The following is a 23382-nucleotide window of genomic DNA, read 5'->3' on the forward strand; positions in this document are numbered from 1 at the left end:
TGGCTGATCGCATCCATCCCCCGGAGCGGCGCGGCGCCTTCGGCCGCATTGACGTGTCGGCGAAGGGAGCGTTACCTCTCCCCTCATGGAAAATTCTTTCGCTCAGGCGCATCTCGCGCGCATTCGCTCCACGCTGCAGACCGGCCTGACACCTGCCGGGCTCGATGTGGAGGATGAAAGCGCATTGCATGCCGGCCATGGTGGGGCAACCCGGCGGCCGGATGGCGGCATTACCCATTTGCGGGTCCGCGTCGTGGCACAGGCCTTCGCCGGCAAGAGCCGGGTGGATCGTCACAGGCTCGTGAACGCGTTGCTGGCGCAGGAGATCGCCGAAGGGCTCCACGCCATCGCCATCGACGCCAAGGCACCTGAAGAAGTGGCGCCGGAAGTGGCATCGGGCGCCTAGGCATGGACGCGCACGCCGCCTCCCCAGCGACCGGGGAAGGGGGGACGAACCCGGACGGCGCGCTGGTGCTGTTCTCCGGGGGGCAGGATTCGACCACGTGTCTCGCCTGGGCCCTGGAGCGGTTTTCCCGCGTGGAAACCCTCGGCTTCGATTATGGCCAGCGCCACCGCGTGGAACTCGACGCCCGGCAGACGCTGCGACCGGCGCTTGCCGCCCTCAATCCGCACTGGGCCGCGCGGCTCGGGGAGGACCACACCCTCACCCTCGATGCGCTCGCCGCCGTCTCCGACACCGCGCTGACGCGGGACGTTGAGATCACCATGGGCGCGAACGGCCTGCCGAATACGTTCGTGCCCGGCCGCAACATCGTCTTCCTCACATTCGCCGCCGCGCTCGCCTATCGGCGCGGCCTGCGCCACATCGTCGGCGGCATGTGCGAGACCGATTTCTCCGGCTATCCCGATTGCCGCGACGACACCATCAAGGCGATCCAGGTGGCGCTCAATCTCGGCATGGATTCGCGCTTCGTGCTGCACACGCCGCTGATGTGGATCGACAAGGCGCAGACCTGGGATCTCGCCGCGCACTTGGGCGGGACGGCGCTGGTGGATCTGATCGTCGAACAGACCCACACTTGTTATCTCGGCACGCGGGGGGAACGCCACGCCTGGGGATATGGCTGCGGCACCTGCCCGGCCTGCCGCCTGCGCGCTGAGGGCTACCACCGCTTCGCCGCCACGCGGGTCTGAGGAGATGAGGGCATGACGCACGGCATCGCATCGCGCACGACGACCGGGGCATTGATGTTCGCCCTGCTGGCCGCAGCACTTGTCGTTTCACTGCCCTCCGCCGCCCGCGCCGCGAGCTTCGATTGCGCCGCCGCCAAGGCGCCGGACGAACAGGCCGTCTGCGCCACGCCGAACCTCAACGATCTCGATGTGAAGATGGCGACGCAATACACCATCGTGACCCATCTTGTGGGCATGGGGCAGCGCGGCGATCTGCAGGACCAGCAGCGCGCCTTCCTCAAGCAGCGCGCGGCCTGCGGCAGCAATGCCGGCTGCATCGCAGAGGCCTATCAGGCGCGGATCGGCGTGTTCGAGGAGATTCTGGCGCGGGTCTACACGCACGGCCCGTTCTAGCGCCAAGCCGCCGGCTTAGCCGAGCGGAACATTGCTTTCCGCTTCCCCGAGCGGACGCTGCATCAGCACGGTATCCAGCCAGCGGCCGAACTTGAGGCCGGTGTTGGAGAGAATGCCGATGTCCGCGAACCCGCAGGCACGGTGCAGGGCGATGGAACCGTGGTTCGCGCTGTCGCCGATCACCGCAACCATCTGGCGATAGCCGCGCGCCTCGCTCTCGGCGATCAGCATGTTCATCAAGGCACGCCCGATGCCACGCTGCTGCGCGAACGGGGCGACATAGACCGAATTCTCCACCGTCCAGCGATAGGCCACGCGCGGGCGGAAGGCGCCGGCATAGGCATAGCCGAGCACCGTGCCATCGGCCTCCACGGCGACGAAATAGGGATAGGCGCCGGCGGCCAGCGCCTCGAACCGGCGGGTCATTTCGGAGAGGTCCGGCGGCTCCAGCTCGAAGGAGGCGGTGCCGGTGCGCACGGCCTCGGCATAGATGGCGGTGATGCCGGGGAGGTCGGAATGGGTGGCGAGGCGGATCTGCATTCCCGCGTCATAGCGCCCGCGCGGCCGCAGGAAAAGCCGTTCGGGCGGCCGCGCGGCGATACGGCTGCGTGCCAAACGAAAAGGCCCCGGCTTGCGCCGAGGCCTTCCGATCTTGCCAGCCGCGCGAGGCGCGGGCCGGATCAGTTGCTGTTGCGGTTGCCGAACAGCTGGAGCAGCATCATGAACAGGTTGATGAAGTCCAGGTACAGCGCCAGCGCGCCCATGATGGCCTTCTTGCCCATGGTGGAGCTGTCGTCGCCCGCGAAATACATCTCCTTGATGCGCTGGGTGTCGTAGGCGGTGAGGCCCGCGAACACCAGAACGCCCACCACGGACACGATGAACTGCAGCATCGTGGAGCCGAGGAAGATGTTGACCACCGAGGCGATGATGATGCCGAACAGGCCCATGATCAGGAACGAGCCCATCGCCGACAGGTCGCGCTTGGTGGTGTAGCCGTAGAGGCTCAACGCACCGAACGTGGCCGCGGTGATGAAGAACACGCGGACGATGCTCTCATGGGTGTACACGAGGAAGATCGTCGCGAGCGATACGCCCACCAGGCCCGCATAGATCCAGAAGGTGGCCTGGGCGGCGCCCACGCTCATGTTCTGGATGCGGAAGCTGAGGAAGAACACCGCCGCGAGCGGGGCGAGCATCACCACCCACTTGAGCGGGCTCACGAACAGGGCATAGCCGAACTTGGTCAGCATGATGCCGCCGGCAACCTGGCCAGCGGCCTGGCTGGGATCGGTGGTGACCGAAAGCATGAACACGCCCAGGGCGGCCAGGCCGGTGATGGCGAGGCCGAGGGTCATGTAATTGTAGACACTCAGCATATAGCTGCGGAGGCCCTGGTCGATCGCGGCCTCCGAGCGCGTCACCGTCGTTCCGTAACGCCCGGCGACGTTGCGATCATAATCGGACATCGTCATTCTCCACTTCGACCGCGGATCACGGGCATGGCCTTCCAGCCCACCCGACCCAGCGGTTCACAGACAATATGGTGGGTTCAAAATGTGGCGGCAAGAGACCGTTGCATGAAATTTCCGCAACGTCATCTGCGCCCGCCACACCTCCACGGACCGTTTGCATGATAGCATGAGTGCGGCGGGCAAGCTCCTGTTTGGCCTGCCCGCGGGGGCGAAATTCATGGGCGCTGGGGGGCGTCTGCATCGGGGTTGGGGCGTGCTGGCCGTGCCGGCGGCTTTGGGATTCGCGCTCACCCCGGATTGCGCCTGCGCCGGCGCCTGGACGCTGCGGGAATCCCAGGTTCAGGCCTATCTGCAATCCACCGCGACGCGGGCCGACCACGCGTTCGACGGGTCTTCAAATCTTTATGCGGCACAGACCTATGACAAGATCTCCACCCAATTGTTCATGGAGGTGGGGGCGAACGATGTCCTCACGCTGATCGTCGCGCCAGAGCTGCTCTCCATTTCCCTCGGAAGCCCGGCCGACACCTCCTATCTCGGCGCCGGCTATACCGATCTCGGCGGCCGGGTGAAGATCGCGGAAGGCGATGGCTTCGTGGCCTCGCTCCAGGCGGTGGCCCGTTTCCCCGGCGCCAAGCCGGGCGAGGGGCCGGCGGTGATCGGCTATGTCAACGGCGAGCTGGATCTGCGCGCGCTGGCCGGCTGGAATTTCGTGCTGTGGGGATGGGCCGCCTTCCTGGATGTGGAGGTGGCCCAGCGCCTGCGCTTCGGCGCGCCGCCGGATGAAGTGCGCCTGGATGTGACGCTCGGCGTGCGCCTTGCGCCGCGCTGGCTGGCGCTGGCGCAATCCTTCAACGTGGTGTCGGAAGGGGCGGGGGAAGCGCCGTATTTCGACGCCTCCTATGAATATTACAAGTTGCAGATGGGGGTCATGTATGACCTTGCCGACAATTTCTCGGTCCAGGCCAGCCTCGTGACCACCTATTTCGCCCGCAATGCCTTGCAGGAGAACGGCTTGGTGCTCGCCGCCCTGTATCGCTACTGAGGCCCGGTGGCCTTGGTCCCGCCAGCCTTGGCGATCAGTTCCTCCGCCTTGGGCAGGATGCCGGAGACCACCCGCGCCACTCCCCGGGCCGTGGGGTGAAGGCCGTCCGGCAGGGTCAGCGTGCGGTTGCCGACGATCCCCTCCAGGAAGAACGGATAGAGAAGAAGATCGTATTTCTGCGCCAGCTCGGGATAGATGGAATCGAACGCCTTGCGATAGGCCGCGTCCATGTTGGTTGAGGCGCGCATGCCGGCCAGCAGGATCGGGATGTTGCGGGCCTTCAGGCGGGTGACGATCTCGGTCAGCGCCTTGCGTGGAATGTCCGGGTTGAGCCCGCGCAGCATGTCGTTGGCGCCGAGTTCCAGGATCACGCCGTCGGTGTCTGCCGGCACGCTCCAGTCGAGCCGGGCGAGGCCGCCGGTGGTGGTGTCGCCGGAGACGCCGGCATTGGCGACGCTGACATCATAGCCCTTGGCGCGCAGCGCGGTTTCGAGCTGGGCGGAGAAGCTGTCGCTGCGGGGCAGGTTGTAGCCGGCGGTCAGGCTGTCGCCGAAGGCCACCAGCTTCACCGTCTTCGCGACGGCGGGTGCTGACGCAAACGTGAATGCGACCATAAGCGCGATCAGCCCTTTCCACGACATGAATGAAGTTCCATATGCCCCAAGCGCCGGACACCGTCCGGCCCCGCGTTCCCGACGCGTCCACCCTTGCGCCGCCGCGCGCGCCCTGCGGAGCCATGAGACGCGCTCCGCCTGCTGCCGCGCGACGTGCGAACCGATCTGAGACCGCATGGATACTCACTCCTCTCCCGCGCCGGCCATCACGCTGACCGATGTGGATCTCTCCCTCGGCAGCGGGGCGGCACGGGTGCATGTGCTGAAGAGCGTATCGCTTGCCATCGGCGCGGGCGAGACCGTGGGGCTGGTCGGGCCTTCGGGGTCTGGCAAGTCGACTTTGCTCATGGTGATGGCGGGCCTCGAACGGGTGGACGGCGGAGAAGTGCGGGTGGCCGGCGAGGTGCTGACGGGCCGCGGCGAGGATGCGCTTGCGCGCTTCCGTGGTGCACATGTGGGGATCGTGTTCCAATCCTTCCACCTCATCCCCACCATGACGGCGCTGGAAAATGTTGCTATTCCGCTGGAACTCGCCGGCCGGGCCGATGCCTTCGCCCGCGCGGCGGCGGAATTGGAGGCGGTGGGGCTGGGCGGCCGGCTCTCCCATTATCCCTCCCAATTGTCGGGCGGCGAGCAGCAGCGCGTGGCGGTCGCCCGCGCACTCGCGCCCCATCCCTCGATCCTGGTGGCCGACGAGCCGACCGGCAATCTGGACGAGGCCACCGGCAAGCAGATCATGGACCTTTTGTTCGCCGCCCATCTGGCGCGCGGCACCACGCTGGTGCTCGTGACCCACGATGCAGCGCTGGCCGCGCGTTGCGGGCGCACCGTGCGTCTGCGCTCCGGGCGGATCGAGGCCGATAGCGCCGTCGCGCCGGTGCCGGCATGAGCGCGGGTGACGTCACGGGCAGGCTCTCCCGCCTTCCCGTCAGTTTGCGGCTGGCGCTGCGTGAATTGCGCGGTGCGCGGCGCGGCTTCGGCATCTTTCTTGGCTGCCTGGCGCTCGGCGTGATGGCCATCGCCGGCATCGGCTCGTTCGCCGGTGCGCTCACCGACGGTCTTGCGCGCGAGGGGCGGGCCATTCTCGGCGGCGATGCCGGCTTCACCTTGATCCAGCGCGCGGCGAGCCCGAAGGAACATGCCTTGCTGGAGGCCGGCGGCAAGGTGGGGCAGGTGGCGTTCCTGCGCGCCATGTCGCGCACGGCGGGGGGCGATGCGACCCTGGTGGAATTGAAGGCGGTGGATGCCACCTATCCCATGGTGGGCGAAGTTGAGACCGCCCCCGCCGCGCCTTTGGCCGATCTGCTGGCGCAGCGCGATGGCGTGTTCGGCGCGCTGGCGGACGAGACGTTGATGTCACGCCTCGCGCTCAAGATCGGCGATCGTCTCACGGTGGGCGAGGCGCGCTTCGAAATCCGCGCGGTGCTGGTCTCGGAGCCCGATCGCCTCTCGGCCGGCGTCGGCTTCGGCCCGCGCCTCCTGGTCTCGGCCGCCGCTTTGCCGGCGACCCAATTGATCCAGCCCGGCAGCCTCGTGCGCTGGAGCTATCGGGTGCTGCTTGCCGATCCCTCCGCCGCCGCGCTCGATGCGTTCACGACCCATGTGCGCGAGGGGGCGCCAGAAGCCGGATTTGAGGTGCGCACCCGCGATGCGGCTTCTCCCCAATTGGAGCGCAATGTCCGGCGCATCAGCCAGTATCTGACCCTCGTTGGCCTCACCGCCTTGCTGGTGGGCGGCGTCGGCGTCGCCAATGCTGTGGCGAGCCATCTTGCCACCAAGCGCGCCGTGATCGCGACCTTGAAGGCGCTCGGCGCCACCCGCGCCACCATCTTCGGCACCTATTTCTTCGAGGTGGCGATCCTCGCGGCGATCGGCATCGCCATCGGCCTGGTGCTCGGCGCGGCGCTGCCGTTCGTCGCCACCGCCGCCATATCCAGCCTCATCCCGTTTCCGCTGGCGCCGCATCTCGACCCGCTGGCGCTACTGATGGCGGCGCTCTATGGCGCCTTGGTCACGCTCGCCTTCACCTTGTGGCCGCTCGCGCGGGCGCAGGAGGCGCCGGTCTCCACCTTGTTCCGCGATGCGCTGGGGCAGGGCCGCCGTCGTCCGCCGTGGCTCTATGCCGGCCTGTGCGCGCTCGCCATGGTCGCGCTCGCCGCCCTTGCCGTGCTCACGGCGGAGGACAAGCGCGCGGCCCTGATCTTCATCGGCGCGGCCGCCTGCGTGTTCGGCCTGCTGCGGCTTGTGGCGATGGGCATCATGGCGCTCGCCGCGCGCCTGCCGCGCCCGCGCAACACCATGGCGCGGCTCGCGCTCGCCAATATCCACCGGCCCGGCGCGCTCACCCCCACCGTGGTGCTGTCGCTCGGGCTGGGCCTCTCGTTGCTCACCGCCATCGCCCTGATCGACCGCAGCCTGACGCAGGAGATTTCCGGCTCGCTGTCGGAAAAGGCGCCGAGCTTCTTCTTCGTGGACGTTCCAAGCGCCGACGCGGACGCCTTCGCCGGCTTCATCGCCGCGCGCGCGCCGGGCGCCAGCTATCGCGCCGTGCCGATGCTGCGCGGGCGCATCCTTGCCCTCAACGGCGTGCCCGCCGAGCAGATCAAGCCCTCCGCCGACGCCGCCTGGGTGCTGCAGAGCGACCGGGGCATCTCCACCGCCGCCGAGGTGCCGGAAGGCTCCAAGGTGGTGGAGGGTCAATGGTGGGGGCCGGACGAAACCGAGCCGCTGGTCTCGTTCGACAAGAAGCTGGCGCAAGGGCTCGGGCTGAAGCTCGGCGACACGGTGACGGTGAGCGTGCTCGGCCGGGCGATCAGCGCCCGCATCTCCAATCTGCGGGAGATCAAATGGGAGCGGCTGGGCATCAATTTCGTCATGGTGTTCTCGCCCGCGACATTCGCCGGCGCGCCCCACACCTTGCTCGCCACCCTGACCTTTCCCGAGGGCGCCGACGCCGCGCGCGAAATCCCCCTGCTGCGGGACATGGCGCGGGCCTATCCTGCCATCACCACCATCCGCGTGAAAGAGGCGCTGGAGCAGGCCAATAAGATGGTCGGCGACCTTGCCTTCGGCATCCGCATCGCCTCGCTGGTGACGCTGCTCACCTCGGTGCTGGTCCTGGCGGGCGCCTTGGCGGCGGGGCATCAGCACCGGGTGTATGACGCGGTGATCCTCAAGACGCTCGGCGCGACACGTGGCCGGCTGATCCTCGCCTATGGGCTCGAATATGCCGGGCTCGGGCTCGTGACGGCGCTGTTCGCCATCGCCGCCGGTTCGCTCGCCGCCTATGGGGTGGTGACGCGGGTGATGGAGATCGGCTTCTCCTTCGCCCCCGGCGCGGCGGCCGGCGCCATGGCGCTGGCCCTGGTGTTCACGCTCGGCTTCGGGTTGCTCGGCACCTGGCGGGCGCTCAGCGAGAAGCCGGTGCGGGTGCTGCGGCATTTGTGACGCGGGCCAAGGCGATCCGGCGCAGTCACCCCGCCGCCACGACGCACGGCTAAGCTCAGCCGACCGATTCCCCTCCCCCACGAGGGGAGACGGGGAAGCCATTGCTGTTTGCGCGTCGATCGGCCTTAAGCTCCCGTCCCATTCTGGAAACCGCGAGGCGTCCGTGACCACCATCCTTCTCACCCGCCACGGCCATGTGCCGGGCATCGCGCCGGAACGCTTTCGCGGACGCATGGAGGTGGCCCTGTCGCCGCTCGGGGAGCAGGAGGCGCAGGCCGTGGCCGCGCGCATCGCCGCCACCTGGAAGCCGGTGAAGGTCTATACCAGCACGCTCGGCCGCTGCATCGCCACGGGCGCCGCCATCGCCGCCGCCTGCGGCATCGCGAGCGAGGCGGACGAGGCCCTGTGCGACATCGATTACGGCCAATGGCAATGGCAGACCCATGAGGAGGCGAAGGCCGCCTTTCCGGATCTTTACGCGCTCTGGCACACGGCGCCGCAGCTCATGCGGTTTCCCGGCGGGGAATCCCTGCAGGATCTGGCGGTGCGCGCCGCCGATCTGGTGCGCCGGATCGGCGCGGCCCATGCGGGCGAGACCGTGGTTCTGGTCGGCCACGACAGCGTCAACCGGGTGCTGCTGACCCATCTGCTGGACCAGCCGCTCTCGTCCTATTGGAAGTTCGCCCAGGACCCCTGCAATCTGAACCTCATCGCATGGAGCGGCACGTCGGCGCGGCTGCTGCGCCTCAACGACACAGCCCATCTGCAAGGGCTGACGGCGGGCTGAGGCAATGCCAGGATCGGACGGTCCGAAGGCGACGTGACGGGGGCCGGCGTGCCGCGCCGCACCATCCCTCGCGCTTGAAACCGGGCCGGCGCCATGCAAGCACGGCTCTGGCGCCTGCAACCGAGACGGGGCTGCGGCCGCGCGTGCGCGTTACACCCGCTCGCGCGGCGCGCGGCTTGAATCTGAAATGGGGACGACAATGGGCTCGGCGGATCTCGGCATCGGCGAAGGGAAAATCCTGGAGGCCCATCCCCTGCGCGCGGCGGTGCTCGGGGAGTTGCACGCGCGCCCGTTCTTCCCGGTGGAGACCCCCCGCCGCTTCCTGCACGTGGCCTTCCTGACCGATCCGGCGAATGCGCAGGCGGCGCGGGCGGCGGTGAACGAGCTGTGTGCGTCGCGCGGTGTGCAAGGGCCGCCGCCCGGCGCCAAGCATCATCGCGTCTCGTTCGGCGGCGCGACGCTGCGCTGGGAGAGCCACGCCGAATTCTCCACCTACACCTGGGATTTCCCCTCCACCGAGCTTCTGCCCGGCGTGCTGCCGTTCCACCCCCCCGCCCTGGCGCTGGCCGGTCCGCTCACCCAGATCCCCGCGCCCGGTCCCCTGCTGGTGGCGGTGGACCTGCATCTCGTCACCGACACGGCGGAAGACCTGCACCTTGATTCCGTGTTCGACCGGGCAAGCCTTGCCCGCTCCGACGTGGTGAACAACGCCGCCGAGATCGTCACCGACTTCAAGCCCGATCCGTCCGGCTTCGTGCGCATCCTGGTGCGTGACCGGGGGCTCGGGGCGGAGGGGGCGGGCGCGCTGGTGCAGCGTGTGCTCGAGATCGAGACCTATCGCCTGCTGTCCCTGCTCGGCCTGCCGGAGGCCCAGCGCCTCGCCCCGCAGATCGGCAAGATCGAAGCCCGCCTCGCCCAGGCCACCGACGAGATGCGCCATTCCGAGGGACTTGCCGCCAACAACAAGCTGCTGGACGAATTGGTGGCGCTCGCCGCCGAGCTGGAGGCCGGGGCGACCGCCTCGCTGTTCCGCTTCGGCGCGAGCCGGGCCTATTATGAGATCGTGCGGCTGCGGCTCGCCACCATCCGCGAGGAATCGGTGTCCGGTTTCCCCACCTGGCACCAGTTCCTGGAGCGGCGGATGGCGCCGGCCATGCGCACCTGCCTGTCGGTGGAGGAGCGCCAGTCCAACATCTCCGCCAAGCTCGCCCGCGCCGCCGATCTTCTGCGCACCCGCGTGGACGTGGAACTGGAGCAGCAGAACCGCGACCTGCTCACCTCCATGAACGAACGCACCCGCCTGCAACTGCGTCTGCAGCGCACGGTGGAAGGGCTCTCGGTGGCGGCGATCTCCTATTATGTGGTCAGCTTGGTCCATCTTCTGGCCGGGGGCATCCACGAGGCGCACCTCGACGCTGCCGTCGGGCTGAGCCTGGATCCGGGCCTCGTCACCGCCCTGGCGGTGCCGGTGGCGGTGCTTTCGGTGTGGGCGCTGGTGCGCCGCATCCGCTCGCTGCACGACGATCACGAGTGACCTTGCACGCGTAACCTTGCACGCGTGACGCCGATCACCTCAGGCGGATTTGCGGAAGATGTGGGTCTCGATCTCATCGCCCGCCGCGCCCACCAGGCCGGCGGGATCGGTGGCGATTTCCAGATCGCCCTCATCCAGCGTGGCGGATGAGGCGGCCGGTTCCACAGCGCCGTGCCGGGGGCGCAGGAGCAGGAAGCTGATTAGGGCGATGGTCGCCATGCCCGGAACCACCAGCATGAGCGCGACGGCGGGATCGCCGAACATGCTGGCCACCAGCGAGCCGACGAAGCCGCCGCCGATCTGCATGAAGCCCATCAGCGCGGCGGCTGAGCCGGCCATCGTGGGAAACCCCGCGAGCCCGACGGTGGTGCTGCCCGGCAGCAGAAACGCGACGCCGAATGCCCAGACGGCGACCGGTCCCATCACGCCGAGAAACGCGTGGGGAACCAGTTGCGGCACCACGATGAGGCCGCATGCGGCCACCAGCGTGCAGCCGAGACCGACCGGAATGAGGCGCACCGCGTCGATCTTCTTCATCAGCCGTCCGGCGACGATGGTGCCGAACATAAAGGCGCCGGTCTGACAGATCATGGCTAAACCGAACTCGGTCGGCGAGAGGCCGATGGTCTCGATCAGCACGAACGGCAGGATGGCGGCGAGCGTATAGATGCCGCCCAGCGTGAAGCCGATCAGTAAGCTCATGCGCATGAAGCTGCGGTTCACCAGCAAGGTGCGGTAGTTCGCGAACACCCGCGCCGGCCGCGCCTGGGCGGGATCGGGCTGCTGGTTGGTTTCGGGAACCGCGAAGCCGAGCAGCGCCAGCACGAGCACGCCATAGGCCACCATCACGAAGAAGATGGGGTGCCAGCCGAGCGTGACCAGGATCGCCCCGCCCACCGTCGGCGCGAGCGCCGGGCCGATGGCCAGCATGGTGCCGATCAAATTGAGGATGCGGGCCGAGGCTTGCCCGGTGAACTGGTCGCGCACGATGGCGCGCGCGATGGCGGGGCCGGCGGCCACCCCGATCCCCTGGAGCCCGCGCCCCGCCACCAGCCACACCATGTCGGGCGCAAAGGCGGCGACCAGGCTGCCGGCGACATAGACGGTGAAGAAGCCGAGCGCGACCGGGCGCCGTCCGAACGCATCGGAAAGCGGGCCGCAGAGCAATTGAGAGAAGGCGAAGCCGCAAAAATACACGCTCAGGGTCAGCTTCATGGCCGACGGCGTCGAGTTGAACGCATGCACCAGGGCGGGCAGGGCGGGGGTGTAGAGCGACATGGAAAGCGGGCCGATCACGATGATCAGCGCGCCGATGACGGCCGTGCGGGTCTGCGACATGACGGGGGTCATTGCGCATCATCCTTCGCGGACAGGCAGAGATTGGCGCGGACCTGTTCGAGCGCCTTGCGGAAGATGTCCTTCTCGGCCTCGGACAATCCGGCGAGCGCGCCTTCCCGCACGCGGGCCCCCGCGGCGAGCACTTCCCGCAGCATGGCGTCCGCGGCCGGCGTGAGATTGACGGTTTTGGCGCGGCGGTCGCTGGGGTCGGTGGTCCGGGAGATCAGGCCCTGGGCTTCCAGCTTGTCGAGGAAGCCCACCAGGGTCATGGGCTCGACATTCATGCGCACCGCCAGCGCGGTCTGCCGCAGGCCGGGATGCAGGTTGACATAGGCCATGGTGCGCGCCTCGCCCGCAGTCAGGCCAAGGCCGGTCTGCTCGAAGGCGCGGTCGATGTTGGCGCGATACAGGCGGGCGGCGTCCACGAGCAGGAAGCCAAGAGGCGTTTCAGGCATAGTACGGTCTACATAATATAAGTCAGCCTTACGATCTAGGGGGCGCGGCGCGAATGAATTGTGGAACCGAGCCGGAAGAAAGGCTTTAACTTTGAGCAAAGGGAGCGCGGGCGCAGATTTGGGTCGGACGCGCTGCCGATCCGGCGGCGACCGCAAGATAACAAGGGCAAGGACAAAGCACCGTGTTTGCTCGGTTGCGCCAGCGGCTGCATCATTTCGAAGACCGCATGACAGTGGGACAGCAAATGTCGACCGCCATGGCGGTCGTCGGTCTCATCACCCTTTCTGCGGTTGCGTTCGTCGCTGCCAGTCTCAGCCAGAGCGGCATCATCACGCACGTCAAGGAAGAGATGGCGTCCAGCGCCAAGGCCTTGGCGCAGCGCCTGGACCTCGAGATTTCGGAGCGCTACAGCGATGTCGTCCAGCTTGCCCGGATGCGGGCACTGGCGGGCGCCTGGGAAGCCGACCCGCGCGAAGCGCGCGAGATTTTCGAGCAGCTCAGGGCGACTTCACCCCAATTCAACTGGATCGGCTTCGTCGATCCCGGCGGCATCGTTCGGGCGGCGACCGGGGCCCGCCTGGAAGGCGCGTCGGTCGCCTCGCACGACTGGTTCCGCAACGGCCTCGGCGCCCCCGCAATCGCGGATGTGGAAGCGGCCGGGGTGCTCGGCGCGGCGCTCGGGCTGAAGCCGCTGAAGGACGCCATCCGGTTCGTGACCATTTCGGTCCCCGTCTATTCCGCCGACAATCGCCTGCTCGGGGCCCTGGCTGCGCATCTCGGGATCGATTGGGGTGCGATCCAACGCGGCACCTCCGTTCATGGAGAGGCGGTGCACGTCTGGCTGCTGGGTGATGACGGGAACCTCCTCGCCGGCGGGCCGGTGGGGACGCATCCGTTTCCCGCCGATGTGGTCACGCGGATGAAGACGCAGGGCCGCGGCGCGTTTGTCGACACCAGCGACGGCGAGCGCATGCTGACCGGGTATGCGGTGACGGGCGGCGGCGATTATCCCGCGCCGGGCTGGATCGTCGCCGCGCGCCAGCTTGCCGCGGTCGCATTCGCCGATGCGAAACAGCTCGGCCTGACCATCCTCGGCATCGGGCTCCTGGCCCTGCCCGTGAGCTTCCTCAGCGCCTATTGGCTCTCTCGCCGCATCGCCGCGCCCTTGTCGGTGCTCACCGGCAAGGCCTCCGAGATCGGCCGCGATCCGCGCGCCACCAACTTCCCGCATCAGCGCGGCAGCCTGGAGGTGATGCAATTGTCCGCTGCCCTGCGCGCCCTGCTCCGGCGCCTGGGATCGGTGGAGCAGCGCTTCACCCTGTCGGAGCAGCAATATCAGCAGGACATGGCGGAGCTGCGCCAACTCGCCGATACCGACCCGCTGACCGGCCTGCTCAACCGCCGGTCCTTCCTCACCGTGGCCGACGCCGCCCTGAGCGGCACGCGCACCAGCGACGGGCTGGGCATCCTGATGGCGGACATCGATCACTTCAAGGTTGTGAACGATACCTACGGCCATGCGGCAGGCGATGCGGTGATCCGCCATGTCGCCGAATCCATAGGGGCCGCCTTGCGCCAGCACGACCGGGTCGCGCGCTTCGGCGGCGAGGAATTCGTGGTGCTGCTGCTTAGCGTGGACCGTGCCGGCATGGTCGCGCTCGCCGAGCGCATGCGTTCAGCCATCGGCTCCAACTGCGTCAGCTTCGAGGGCCAGGAGATCGCCGTCACCGTCAGTTTCGGCGCGGCTCTGGCGCAGCCCGGCGACCGGGATGTGGACGAGGTGATCGAACGCGCCGACCTCGGCCTCTATGAGGCCAAGAATTCCGGTCGCAACCGGGTCGCCGTGGCGGATCGCAAGCCGGGCTCGCGCGCCGCCTGATCGGGCGCGCGAGGGCCGCGCGCGGCCCGCTCAGCGCGGCAGGAAGGGGTTTGTCGCGCGTTCCTCGCCGATGCTGGTCACAGCGCCATGGCCGGGCAGACACACCATGCCATCGCCCAGCGGCAGCAGCTTGGTTACGATGCCCTCGATGAGCTGGGCTGAATTGCCATAGGAGAAGTCGGTACGGCCGACCGAGCCCTTGAACAAGGTATCGCCGACGATCGCGACGTTGGACGGCGCGTGGACGAACACCACATGGCCCGGCGTGTGGCCGGGCACCTGCAGCACATCCAGCTTCACGTCGCCCACCTGCACCTTATCGCCTTCGCTGAGATAGCGGTCCGGGGTCACGGCGCGGCCCTCGAAATCATATTTCGCCGCCGTCTCGGCCACAGCGTCCAGCAGGAACTGGTCGGCTGCGTTCGGCCCCTCGATCGGTACGCCGAGGCTTTCCGCCAGCTCCGCCGCGCCGGCGGCATGGTCGAAATGGCCGTGGGTGAGGAGGATCTTTTCCACCTCGACCCCGGTCTCCGCCAGCGCCGCCCGAATGCGCGGCAGGTCGCCGCCGGGATCGATCACGGCGGCCTTGTTGGTGGCCGTGCACCAGAGGATCGAGCAATTCTGCTGGAACGGGGTGACCGGCACCACCGCGATCTGGATCGGCTGCATGAAGGCTCCGGGACGCAAACGTGTCGCGGGCACCGGCGGTCGGCCGATGCCCGCGCGAGGGGGATCAGGAGGTCTTGCGGGCCCGGCTGCCGAGCGTGCGCAGGCGCAGGGCGTTCAGCTTGATGAAGCCGGCCGCGTCGCGATGGTCATAGGCCACGGCGCCCTCCTCGAACGTCACGAGGTCCTGATTGTACAGGGAATAGGGGCTCTCGCGGCCGACCACGGTGACATTGCCCTTGTAGAGCTTCAGCGTGACGCGGCCGGTGACATAGGCCTGGGAATGGTCGATGGCGGCCTGGAGCATCTCGCGCTCCGGGGCGAACCAGAAGCCGTTATAGATCAGCTCCGCATAGCGCGGCATCAGCTCGTCCTTCAGGTGCGCCGCGCCGCGATCGAGCGTGATGCTCTCGATGCCGCGATGGGCCACCAGCAGGATCGTGCCGCCGGGGGTCTCATAGACGCCGCGCGACTTCATGCCGACGAAGCGGTTCTCCACCAGATCGAGCCGGCCGATGCCGTTGGCCCGGCCGAGTTCGTTCAGCTTGGCCAGCAGGCTCGCGGGCGAGAGCTTCTCGCCATCGATGGCGACCGGATCGCCCTTCTCGAAATCCAAGGTGATGAGGGTCGCCTTGTCGGGCGCCGCCTCGGGGGAAATGGTGCGCTGGTAGACATATTCCGGCGCGTCCTCGGCCGGATCTTCCAGCACCTTACCCTCGGAGGAGGAGTGCAGCAGGTTCGCGTCCACCGAGAACGGCGCCTCGCCGCGCTTGTCCTTGGAGATCGGGATCTGGTGGCTCTCGGCGAATTCCAGCAGCCGGGTGCGGGAGGTGAGATCCCATTCGCGCCACGGCGCGATGACGGTGATTTCCGGCTCCAGCGCATAATAGGCCAGCTCGAACCGCACCTGGTCGTTGCCCTTGCCGGTGGCGCCGTGGGACACCGCGTCGGCGCCGACCTTGCGGGCGATCTCGATCTGCTTCTTGGCGATCAGCGGGCGGGCGATGGAGGTGCCGAGCAGATACTGGCCCTCATAGACCGCATTGGCGCGGAACATGGGGAACACGTAGTCGCGCACGAATTCCTCGCGCACGTCCTCGATGAAGATGTTCTCGGGCTTGATGCCCAGCAGCAGGGCCTTTTCGCGCGCGGGGGCGAGTTCCTCGCCCTGGCCGAGATCGGCGGTGAAGGTCACCACCTCGCAGCCATAGGTGGTCTGGAGCCATTTCAGGATCACCGAGGTATCCAGGCCGCCGGAATAAGCCAGGACCACCTTCTTCACGTCGCGCGCCATCTTATCTCTCGAAATACAGGGTCTTGAAGAGCGCGCGGACTATAGGCCGGAGCGTCGCCATGGCAAGGGGAGGGTGGCGAGCGCCGCGCGGATCTTGCGCGCCGCAGTGCGCACGACCCACCACAGCGAAGCCAGCAGCGCCCGCGCGAGCGTGTTCAGCGCAAGGCCGAGCTTGCCGATGGCCCGCTCCGTCGCCGCCGTGGATGGCGCGCCCTTGCGGTCGTAGATCAGCCAGCGCAGCGCGACGATCACGAGGATCGTCAGCAAAGCGGAAAATACCGTATCGGTGAAGAAATGGCCGCCGAAGGCGATGCGCAGGCCGCCCGCCGCCATGCCGAACGCCAGTGCCGCCCCGACCGCCACGGGCCGCAAGGGCGCTGGGGCAAGGCTTGCGGGCGCCAGCATCCAGAAGCCGAGCGAACCTTCGCCGGACACGAAGGAGCAATTGCCGGGGCAGGTGCCGTCGGTGGAATACCAGGGGCTGAAGACGTCCTTGCCGCCGAAGGTTTCCACATGCACCGGGCGGGGACGCCCCCAATGCTCCTTCAGTACGGCGTTCACCAGCAGGCCGGGGGCAAGCGCCATGGTCAGCGCCAGGAACAACGCCGCCCGCGCCGACATGAACATGGGCGCCTTGGGAAACAGTAGCTTGAGGATGAGGGCGGCGAAGGCCGGCCCTGCGAACAGCCAGGGAATGATGTTGCCGGCGCTGCGCAGCGCCTTTGCCACGGGCGAAGAGGCGATCTGGAAGCTGCGCGTCCCGGCATCCCAGAACTGGCCGGTGATGGCGAGATCCCATTGCGGAAACACCGTGAACAGGATCGCCACGGCCGCGCCGGTCACGAGGGCGAAGAAAACCACCAGCCTCAACAGATCACCTGCTTTTCTCCGCGGTTTGATCCAGCCCCTTGCGGCGATGCCCGGCGCGGCAGCAAACTTGCGCCGATTTACCCTGAGGAGGGGCCGATGACCAGGGCCACGCTAGATTTCTACTACGACTTCGCCTCGCCCTATTCCTATCTCGCCGCGAGCCGCCTCGCGCCGCTGGCGGAAGCAGCGCACGTGCTTGTGGACTGGAAGCCGTTCCTGCTCGGGCCGATCTTCGCCGCCCAGGGCTATACGACTTCGCCGTTCAACGTGTACCCGCTGAAGGGCGCGCATATGTGGCGCGACCTGGACCGGCTCGCCGCGCGCTACGGGCTCCCGCCGGTGACCCGGCCGGACAGCTTTCCGGTCAATGGCCTGCTCGGCGCGCGCGTGGCGACCCGCCTCAACGACGCGTCTCGCCCGGCGTTTACGCGCGCCTTGTTCCGCGCCGCCTTCGCCGAGGGGCGCGACATTTCCGATCGGACGGTGGTGCGCCAGGTGCTCGCCGGCCTCGGCCATTTCTGCGACGAGGTGATCGACCAGGCCGAGGCGCAGGCCAATAAGGACAAGCTGCGCGCCACCGTGGACGAGGCGCAGGCGCTCGGCGTGTTCGGTGCCCCGACGTTCGTGACGGCGGACAAGGAAGTGTTCTGGGGCAATGATCGGCTGGAAATGGCGCTCGACCACGCCGTGGAACTGGCGCGCGCACCGCGTGCCGCTGCCCGGTAGGGCGGAGCTTCAGGCTTGCGGGGGTGCTGCTGTGGGGGGCGGCGGGGGAAGCGGCGTGCGGCGCGATGAGAGCAGCATGGGCTTCCAGAAGCCCGCGCTCCAGCCCGCGATGAGCCAATAGGCGAGCCCGCCCGCAAGGCCGGCCGCGAGGATGTAGAACGGGTCCGCCACCGGCGCTTGCTCGCCGCTCAGGCCGGGGAAGACCTGGGCGCCGAGGAAGGCCGAGACGGCCCCGTTCGCCACGTGGAAGATCCAGGAGCGCACGGCGAACAATTCCGAGAACAGCACGCCGATGGCCCCGACCAGCCACATGGTGGAGACCAGGAACACCACCAGAAAGCTGGCGGTGAACAGGGCATCCACCAGCACCACGAACGTGTCCGGGCTTTCCGTGGCGCCGGCGAACAAGGTGCCGATGCGCCATTGCCCGAACAGGATCACCGCCGTGCCCGCGCAAATGGCGGCGACATAGCCGGCCGGCACGAGAATCAATCGCAACAGGAGACGGAAGAAGGAATCCATGGGGGCGCGGGGCCTTAAGCCTGATGCGGAACGGTTTACTCGGCCGCCGCCGCCATGGCGCGCAGCGCGAGGCGCTCGCGGGCCGAGAGCTTCTCGGTCTCGCTCTTGAGCTGGCCGCAGGCGGCGAGGATGTCCCGCCCGCGCGGGGTGCGCACCGGGCTCGCATAGCCGGCGCGGAACACGATGTCGGAGAATTTCTCGATCGTCTCCCAGTCCGAGCACTCATATTGGGTGCCGGGCCAGGGGTTGAACGGGATGAGGTTGATCTTGGCCGGAATGCCCTCCAGCAGCCGCACCAAGGCGCGGGCATCGGCCGGACTGTCGTTGACGCCCTTCAGCATCACATATTCGAAGGTGATGCGCTTGGCGTTGGAGGCGGCCGGATAGGTGCGGCATGCCTCAAGCAATTGCGCCAGCGGATATTTCTTGTTGATCGGCACCAGCACGTCGCGCAAGTCGTCGCGCACGGCATGGAGCGAGATGGCGAGCATGGGCGCGACCTCGCGGCCGAGCCGCTCGATCTCCGGCACGACGCCCGAGGTGGAGACGGTGATCCGGCGCTTGCCGAGGCCGAGGCCGTCGCCATCGGAGAGAATTTCGATCGCCTCGGCGACGGCGTCATAGGCATAGAGCGGCTCGCCCATGCCCATGAAGACGACATTGGTGACGAGGCGATCGCCCTCGGTCGGCAGGCCGGGGCCGACCGCGCGGTCGCGGCCGGGATAATCGCCGAGCCGGTCGCGCGCCACCATCACCTGGGCGACGATCTCGGCGGCGGTCAGGTTGCGCACCAGGCGTTGGGTGCCGGTGTGGCAGAACGAGCAATTGAGCGTGCAGCCCACCTGGCTGGAGACGCACAAGGTGCCGCGATCGCTTTCGGGAATATAGACGCACTCGACCTCGTGCGGCTTCTCTCCGGGGGTGTCGGCGGGCAGGCGCAGCAGCCATTTGCGCGTGCCGTCCTGCGACACCTGTTCCACCACGATCTCCGGCCGGGCCAGCGAATAGGCCTGCGCCAGGGTCGCCCGCAGATGCTTGGAGACGTTGGTCATCTCGTCGAAATCGCGGGCGCCGCGCAGATAGATCCAATGCCAGAGCTGGTTGACCCGCATGCGCAGATCGCGCTCGGCGACCCCGATGGCGCTCAGCGCAGCACCCAGCTTTTCCCGGTCCATCCCGGTCAGGGAGGGAAGGGAAAGGACTGGCGCGGCCGCCGGCGCGGCGGGAAGGGTGTCGATCACTGGGGTCATGGGGCACACATAATGGTTTCGCGCCCGCCATGCCAGCGGCACGAAGGGCGCGATCCGAACGTTGAGGCCTTTAGATACAAGGATCAAGGCGCGGTTTGGGCGAAGCCGCCGCGCCCGGATGCCGCCTCGCGCCTCTTTACATTGCGACTATTTGCACTCCTGGGCGACGCGATCGAGCGCCTGCGTGATCCCGGCCAGCCCGTATTTGTCGGTGGTGGAATTGCCCCGGCCCGAGATGGAGACCACCGTCAGATCCTTGCCTTTGCGCAGGGCCTCCACGAGCTTGCCTTCATCGGCCACGTTGCGCACCCAGGCGCCCTCCGCCTTGGTATAGAGCGCAAAGGTCTGGCTGCCGATGGTCAGCTTCGCCTCGCTCCCTTCCTTCAGAGTGAAACCCATGGTGAGGCTGATCTCGTTCTTCACATTCTCCGCCGGGCGGGTGCTGATGAAGAAATAGGCGGGATCGCGCTTCAGCCCGGCGGGCAGGCGGTCCTTGGGTTGGGAAATGGTGTAGCAAACCTTGGCGTTGGGGGTGGCGCTGACATAGACGCTCCAGTCGCCGAACTGCGCTACCGGTTTGGGCTGCGCTTGCTGGGCGAACGCGGGACCCGCGACCAAAGCGGCAAAGATGCCGCCAAGGACGGCAAGGCGTGTGCGGAACGGAGCCATGATTTCTCCTAGATCTGAACGCGGCGCAGGAAAGGCAGCGTGGCCGGCTGCTTCAATGCCCCTAAATGTGGACGCCGACAAAAAAATGGCACACAGACTGCTTTTGCTTCCTTAACGCCCTGGCGTCCACTGCGCGCAGGCGGCGGGACCGATCCGGACAGGATGACGCGCCACCGGCGGCGGGAGCAAGGCGGTCGCGGCAATTGCTTACGTTCGGATGTGGAAAGGTGAGACCCATGAAGGCTGTCATGTGCGTGCGCCACGGACCGGCGGAACATCTTTTGTTCCAGGACCTGCCGGACCCGGTGCCTGGCCCCGGCGAGGTGGTGGTGGACGTAACGGCGGTCGGTCTCAATTTCTTCGACACCTTGATCATCCGCGACCTTTATCAGCACAAGCCGCCGCTCCCGTTTTCACCCGGCGCGGAATTTTCCGGGCATGTCAGCGCCTTGGGCGAAGGCGTGGAAAGCCTTCCCTTGGGCGCGCGGGTTGCCGGCTACATGACCTCGGGCGCGGCGCGGGAAAAAGTGGTGGTGCGGGCCGAGACCCTCGCGCCGGTGCCGGACGATCTCGATCTGGTGCGGGCGGCGGGCCTCATCGTCACCTACGGCACCGCGCTCTATGCCCTCAGGGATCGAGGAGAATTGAAGGCGGGACAGACCCTTGCGGTGCTCGGCGCCGCTGGGGGCGTGGGCCTCGCCGCGGTCGAACTGGGCAAGGTTCTGGGAGCCCGGGTGATCGCCTGCGCCTCCTCGCCGGACAAGCTGGCATTCGCCCGCGAACACGGGGCTGACGAGGGAATAGATTATACCCAGCAAGATCTTAAGGCCACGCTCAAGGGGTTCGGCGGAGATCGGGGCATCGATGTGGTATTCGATCCCGTCGGCGGCGCGCAATCGGAACAGGCGGTTCGGGCGCTCGGCTGGTGCGGGCGGCTCCTGGTGATCGGATTCGCTGCCGGCGAGATCCCGAAATTGCCGCTCAACCTGTTGCTGCTGAAGAATTGCGATGCCCGCGGCGTGGCCTTCGGGGCGCAGGCCCGACGCGACGTGCCCTGACTCCGCGCTGCCACGCAGGAACTGATCGGCTATGCCCGTTCGGGGAAGATTTCCGCCCATGTGGACGCCACCTTCCCGTTGGCGAACTGCGCCGACGCGCTCGCTGAGATTGCCGGCCGGCGAGTGAAGGGCAAGGTGGTGCTCACCACCGGGGCCGCCTGAGGAAGGTCATTCCTCGCCGCTCTTCACCGTGCGTCCGGATAAGGCACGCGGGCGCGTGGCGTCGGGCGTCATCCCCCGGCACCGACTGCGGCGCTTGGCTGTCGGCGCCGGCCCCACGCAGCCGTCAGGCGCCGACGGGATTGCGGGCGTTATCGTCGGGCCTTGGGGCCGAATCGCGCACGCCGTCGTCGCCCTCCGCCCGCAGTCGCGCCACGAGGTCGTTCGCAGCCGCATGATGGGCGGGCGTGATGTGGGAGGTCAGCGCCCGATATGCGAGGAACAGCACCGCCGCATCGTCGGAAAATCCGATCGCGGGCAGGATGTCGGGAATCGAATCCAGCGGAAGCACGAAATAGGCCAGCGCGCCCATCAAGGTGGCGCGCACCCGCAGCGGCGTCGCATGGTCGAAGGCCGCGAAATAGGCCGCCACGGCCTCTTGCGCGAACGGCACATGCGCGGCCGTGCGCTTCAGCTTCTGCCAGAAGCCCTTCGCGACGAATGATTCGTCCTTCGCCGCCTTATGCCGCTCGGTAAAGGGCAGCGCGCTCCAATCGAAGCGGGAGCGGGCGCGTCCTGTATTGGTCATGCAAGGGATATGGGATGTCGTTCCGGCACCGCAAGACGCATCGTGGCGCCGCCCACCAGCGGATAGGCGGCTTCCTCCACATAGGGCCCGCCGCCCACCGAATCGCGCGAGGAGAACAGCACGAAGCGCGTCGCGAGGAAGGTGTCGCTGCGATAGAAGCCGCGCGTGGCGAGATAATCCGCCACCTGCCGGCTCGATGTGTCGCGTAGCCGGGCCAGGGTGACGTGCGGCTTGTAATTGCGCTCCGGCGGCAGGCCTAGGCGCTGCATGATGCGCTCGTGCTCGGCCTGCAATTCCAGCAGGGCCGGGGCGGGGCGCACGCTGGCATAGACCACGCGGGGCTTGTGGCCGCCGAACTGGTCGAGCCCGCCGATGGTCATCTCGAACGCGCGCCGGCGCACCTGCCCCAGCATCAGCGCGATGTCCCGCGCCTTGGCGTCGTCCACATCGCCGATGAAGCGCAAGGTGACGTGATAGTTTTCGGGGTCTATCCACCGGGCGCCGGACAATCCGCCGCGCATGAGGGACAGGCCGTCACCGATCTGGCTCGGGATTTCGAGCGCGGTGAAGAGCCGGGGCATGGGCGCCTCCCTATCGTCACCTCGGCGCCGCCGCGATCGGCGGTTCACCGAAAGACAACACTACTTCCTCTAGTGAAAAGGATTCGCGGCCCGCTGGGAAGTGTCTGGTTCAGCGAACCGGAACGAAGATGTCCACAACCAGGGAATCGGGCGCCGTCGTCTGCGGATCGGTGCGGTACTGCTCGATATAGAGATCCTGGGCGGCGATGTTCTTGTCGTCGAGGAAATTGGCGATGGATTCGTAGGTGTCGTCCATGTCCGCGAACGACCCCTTATGGGTGAATTTGTAGACCTTGCCGGCGAACGAGGCGCCGAGCTTCACGTCGCCTTGTGGCTTCTGTGTGGTGGCGCCGGTGAACGGCACCTGCGCCTCGAACTCGAAGCCGGCATCGTCGCTGGCGGTATAGACCACCATCACGTCGCCGGCCCGCTTGAGGCCCAGCCGGTTCATTTCGGCGGTGATCGTCTTCAGTGTGGCGACGATGGTTTCGAAGCCGGTGTCCCAGCTCGCGCTGCCGGTTTTCGCGAGCACGGGAAAGGTCGTGAGCTGGGCTTCCTCACCGGTGAAGGCCGGTGCCGAAGGGGCGGTGAGGGGCTGGGTCTGCACCGAGCGCGGCTCGACGCCCGCCGGTGGCGACAGTGGCGAGGAGGGGCCGGGCAGGGCCTGCGTGGTCGCGGGCGCTCCGGCATCGGGGGCTGCGGGCGTTGTCCCTGGCGCCGCGCCCTGCGCCCACGCGGCGCCGCTCGGCAGCGGGACCGAAAGTGCCGCAAGGCTGGCCGCCACGCCCATGGCCGCCAACGCCGCCCGTGTTCCACGAACCACGCCAAGACCGCCCATTGCCTGAAGTCTCCTTGCCGACACCCAGCGGCCTCTA

At 67.7% G+C, this 23382-nt stretch carries 24 protein-coding genes and 1 pseudogene; 11 read left to right on the top strand and 14 right to left on the bottom strand.

Translation table 11 applies throughout. From position 1 onward, the window contains the following. The first annotated feature begins 85 nt into the window (after nt 1–85). The 3 genes from V5F77_RS12865 to V5F77_RS12875 are packed head-to-tail and all read left to right on the top strand — an operon-like array spanning nt 86 to nt 1548. On the top strand, nt 86–406 hold the full coding sequence (locus V5F77_RS12865; protein ID WP_429005753.1) for a BolA family protein: 321 nt from the start codon (nt 86–88) through the stop codon (nt 404–406). Nucleotides 407–408: 2 nt separating this feature from the next. Continuing rightward, nucleotides 409–1155: a 7-cyano-7-deazaguanine synthase QueC gene (queC, locus tag V5F77_RS12870; protein WP_429005754.1), complete on the top strand. Its 747-nt coding sequence runs from the start codon at nt 409–411 to the stop codon at nt 1153–1155. A 12-nt stretch (nt 1156–1167) separates the two neighbouring features. Next, nucleotides 1168–1548 (top strand): lysozyme inhibitor LprI family protein, encoded by a 381-nt coding sequence (locus V5F77_RS12875; RefSeq protein WP_429005755.1) that lies wholly within the window; start codon nt 1168–1170, stop codon nt 1546–1548. 15 nt (nt 1549–1563) lie between these two features. On the opposite strand, the gene V5F77_RS12880 is transcribed toward V5F77_RS12875, so the two are convergent. Together V5F77_RS12880 and V5F77_RS12885 are read right to left on the bottom strand one after the other, a co-directional pair. After that, nucleotides 1564–2088 (bottom strand): GNAT family N-acetyltransferase, encoded by a 525-nt coding sequence (locus V5F77_RS12880; protein WP_429005855.1) that lies wholly within the window; start codon nt 2086–2088, stop codon nt 1564–1566. A gap of 140 nt (nt 2089–2228) precedes the next feature. Beyond that, nucleotides 2229–3017: a Bax inhibitor-1/YccA family protein gene (locus V5F77_RS12885; RefSeq protein WP_429005756.1), complete on the bottom strand. Its 789-nt coding sequence runs from the start codon at nt 3015–3017 to the stop codon at nt 2229–2231. Between the two features lie 172 nt (nt 3018–3189). On the opposite strand from V5F77_RS12885, the gene V5F77_RS12890 reads away from it, so the two are divergent. Further along, on the top strand, nt 3190–4068 hold the full coding sequence (locus V5F77_RS12890; RefSeq protein ID WP_429005757.1) for a hypothetical protein: 879 nt from the start codon (nt 3190–3192) through the stop codon (nt 4066–4068). Here V5F77_RS12890 and V5F77_RS12895 read toward each other — a convergent pair. Then, a complete protein-coding gene (locus tag V5F77_RS12895) occupies nt 4062–4709 on the bottom strand; it encodes an arylesterase (protein ID WP_429005758.1) in 648 nt (215 codons plus the stop codon). The genes V5F77_RS12890 and V5F77_RS12895 overlap by 7 nt on opposite strands. Before the next feature lie 148 nt (nt 4710–4857). On the opposite strand from V5F77_RS12895, the gene V5F77_RS12900 reads away from it, so the two are divergent. The 4 genes from V5F77_RS12900 to V5F77_RS12915 all read left to right on the top strand — a co-directional run bounded on the left by V5F77_RS12900 (nt 4858) and on the right by V5F77_RS12915 (nt 10450). Beyond that, nucleotides 4858–5571, top strand: a complete 714-nt coding sequence (locus V5F77_RS12900; RefSeq protein ID WP_429005759.1) for an ABC transporter ATP-binding protein — start codon at nt 4858–4860, stop codon at nt 5569–5571. After that, a complete protein-coding gene (locus tag V5F77_RS12905; protein ID WP_429005760.1) occupies nt 5568–8129 on the top strand; it encodes an ABC transporter permease in 2562 nt (853 codons plus the stop codon). Before V5F77_RS12900 ends, V5F77_RS12905 begins: the two co-directional genes overlap by 4 nt. Before the next feature lie 163 nt (nt 8130–8292). Further along, the gene (locus V5F77_RS12910; RefSeq protein ID WP_429005761.1) at nt 8293–8916 is read left to right on the top strand and encodes a histidine phosphatase family protein; all 624 of its coding nucleotides are present in this window, start codon (nt 8293–8295) and stop codon (nt 8914–8916) included. A 187-nt stretch (nt 8917–9103) separates the two neighbouring features. After that, nucleotides 9104–10450, top strand: a complete 1347-nt coding sequence (locus V5F77_RS12915; protein WP_429005762.1) for a DUF3422 family protein — start codon at nt 9104–9106, stop codon at nt 10448–10450. A gap of 39 nt (nt 10451–10489) precedes the next feature. Here V5F77_RS12915 and V5F77_RS12920 read toward each other — a convergent pair whose 3' ends face one another. Next, entirely contained in the window at nt 10490–11800 is a 1311-nt protein-coding gene (locus V5F77_RS12920; RefSeq protein WP_429005763.1) for a multidrug effflux MFS transporter, read from the bottom strand. Continuing rightward, on the bottom strand, nt 11797–12243 hold the full coding sequence (locus V5F77_RS12925; protein WP_429005764.1) for a MarR family winged helix-turn-helix transcriptional regulator: 447 nt from the start codon (nt 12241–12243) through the stop codon (nt 11797–11799). Before V5F77_RS12925 ends, V5F77_RS12920 begins: the two co-directional genes overlap by 4 nt. 182 nt (nt 12244–12425) lie before the next feature. Between V5F77_RS12925 and V5F77_RS12930 the strand changes: the two genes are divergently transcribed. Beyond that, the gene (locus V5F77_RS12930; protein WP_429005765.1) at nt 12426–14123 is read left to right on the top strand and encodes a sensor domain-containing diguanylate cyclase; all 1698 of its coding nucleotides are present in this window, start codon (nt 12426–12428) and stop codon (nt 14121–14123) included. 30 nt (nt 14124–14153) lie between these two features. On the opposite strand, the gene V5F77_RS12935 is transcribed toward V5F77_RS12930, so the two are convergent. From V5F77_RS12935 to V5F77_RS12945, 3 genes are all read right to left on the bottom strand, one after another. Further along, nucleotides 14154–14792: an MBL fold metallo-hydrolase gene (locus tag V5F77_RS12935; RefSeq protein ID WP_429005766.1), complete on the bottom strand. Its 639-nt coding sequence runs from the start codon at nt 14790–14792 to the stop codon at nt 14154–14156. A gap of 64 nt (nt 14793–14856) precedes the next feature. Beyond that, nucleotides 14857–16083 carry an argininosuccinate synthase gene (locus V5F77_RS12940; protein ID WP_429005767.1) on the bottom strand — a complete coding sequence of 409 codons (1227 nt, stop codon included), beginning with the start codon at nt 16081–16083 and terminating at the stop codon, nt 14857–14859. A gap of 39 nt (nt 16084–16122) precedes the next feature. Next, the gene (locus V5F77_RS12945; RefSeq protein ID WP_429005856.1) at nt 16123–16944 is read right to left on the bottom strand and encodes a phosphatase PAP2 family protein; all 822 of its coding nucleotides are present in this window, start codon (nt 16942–16944) and stop codon (nt 16123–16125) included. A 105-nt stretch (nt 16945–17049) separates the two neighbouring features. Here V5F77_RS12945 and V5F77_RS12950 point away from each other — a divergent pair, with 105 nt between their 5' ends. After that, nucleotides 17050–17679 (top strand): 2-hydroxychromene-2-carboxylate isomerase, encoded by a 630-nt coding sequence (locus V5F77_RS12950; RefSeq protein ID WP_429005768.1) that lies wholly within the window; start codon nt 17050–17052, stop codon nt 17677–17679. A gap of 9 nt (nt 17680–17688) precedes the next feature. On the opposite strand, the gene V5F77_RS12955 is transcribed toward V5F77_RS12950, so the two are convergent. From V5F77_RS12955 to V5F77_RS12965, 3 genes are all read right to left on the bottom strand, one after another. Next, nucleotides 17689–18201 carry a hypothetical protein gene (locus tag V5F77_RS12955; protein WP_429005769.1) on the bottom strand — a complete coding sequence of 171 codons (513 nt, stop codon included), beginning with the start codon at nt 18199–18201 and terminating at the stop codon, nt 17689–17691. A 35-nt stretch (nt 18202–18236) separates the two neighbouring features. After that, on the bottom strand, nt 18237–19451 hold the full coding sequence (gene rlmN / locus V5F77_RS12960) for a 23S rRNA (adenine(2503)-C(2))-methyltransferase RlmN (RefSeq protein WP_429005770.1): 1215 nt from the start codon (nt 19449–19451) through the stop codon (nt 18237–18239). Between the two features lie 147 nt (nt 19452–19598). Next, nucleotides 19599–20120 (bottom strand): invasion associated locus B family protein, encoded by a 522-nt coding sequence (locus tag V5F77_RS12965; protein WP_429005771.1) that lies wholly within the window; start codon nt 20118–20120, stop codon nt 19599–19601. A 236-nt stretch (nt 20121–20356) separates the two neighbouring features. On the opposite strand from V5F77_RS12965, the pseudogene V5F77_RS12970 reads away from it, so the two are divergent. Then, a pseudogene (locus tag V5F77_RS12970) lies at nt 20357–21340 on the top strand (NADPH:quinone oxidoreductase family protein). Nucleotides 21341–21464: 124 nt separating this feature from the next. Here V5F77_RS12970 and V5F77_RS12975 read toward each other — a convergent pair. The 3 genes from V5F77_RS12975 to V5F77_RS12985 all read right to left on the bottom strand — a co-directional run bounded on the left by V5F77_RS12975 (nt 21465) and on the right by V5F77_RS12985 (nt 23345). Next, on the bottom strand, nt 21465–21926 hold the full coding sequence (locus V5F77_RS12975) for a YkvA family protein (RefSeq protein WP_429005772.1): 462 nt from the start codon (nt 21924–21926) through the stop codon (nt 21465–21467). Continuing rightward, nucleotides 21923–22507: an RNA 2',3'-cyclic phosphodiesterase gene (gene thpR / locus V5F77_RS12980; protein WP_429005773.1), complete on the bottom strand. Its 585-nt coding sequence runs from the start codon at nt 22505–22507 to the stop codon at nt 21923–21925. The genes V5F77_RS12975 and thpR overlap by 4 nt, the downstream gene beginning before the upstream one ends. Nucleotides 22508–22616: 109 nt before the next feature. Beyond that, a complete protein-coding gene (locus V5F77_RS12985) occupies nt 22617–23345 on the bottom strand; it encodes a GyrI-like domain-containing protein (protein WP_429005774.1) in 729 nt (242 codons plus the stop codon). Nucleotides 23346–23382: the final 37 nt, after the last annotated feature.

The sequence above is a fragment of the Roseixanthobacter psychrophilus genome (assembly GCF_043195195.1).
GTDB lineage: Bacteria > Pseudomonadota > Alphaproteobacteria > Rhizobiales > Xanthobacteraceae > NCEH01.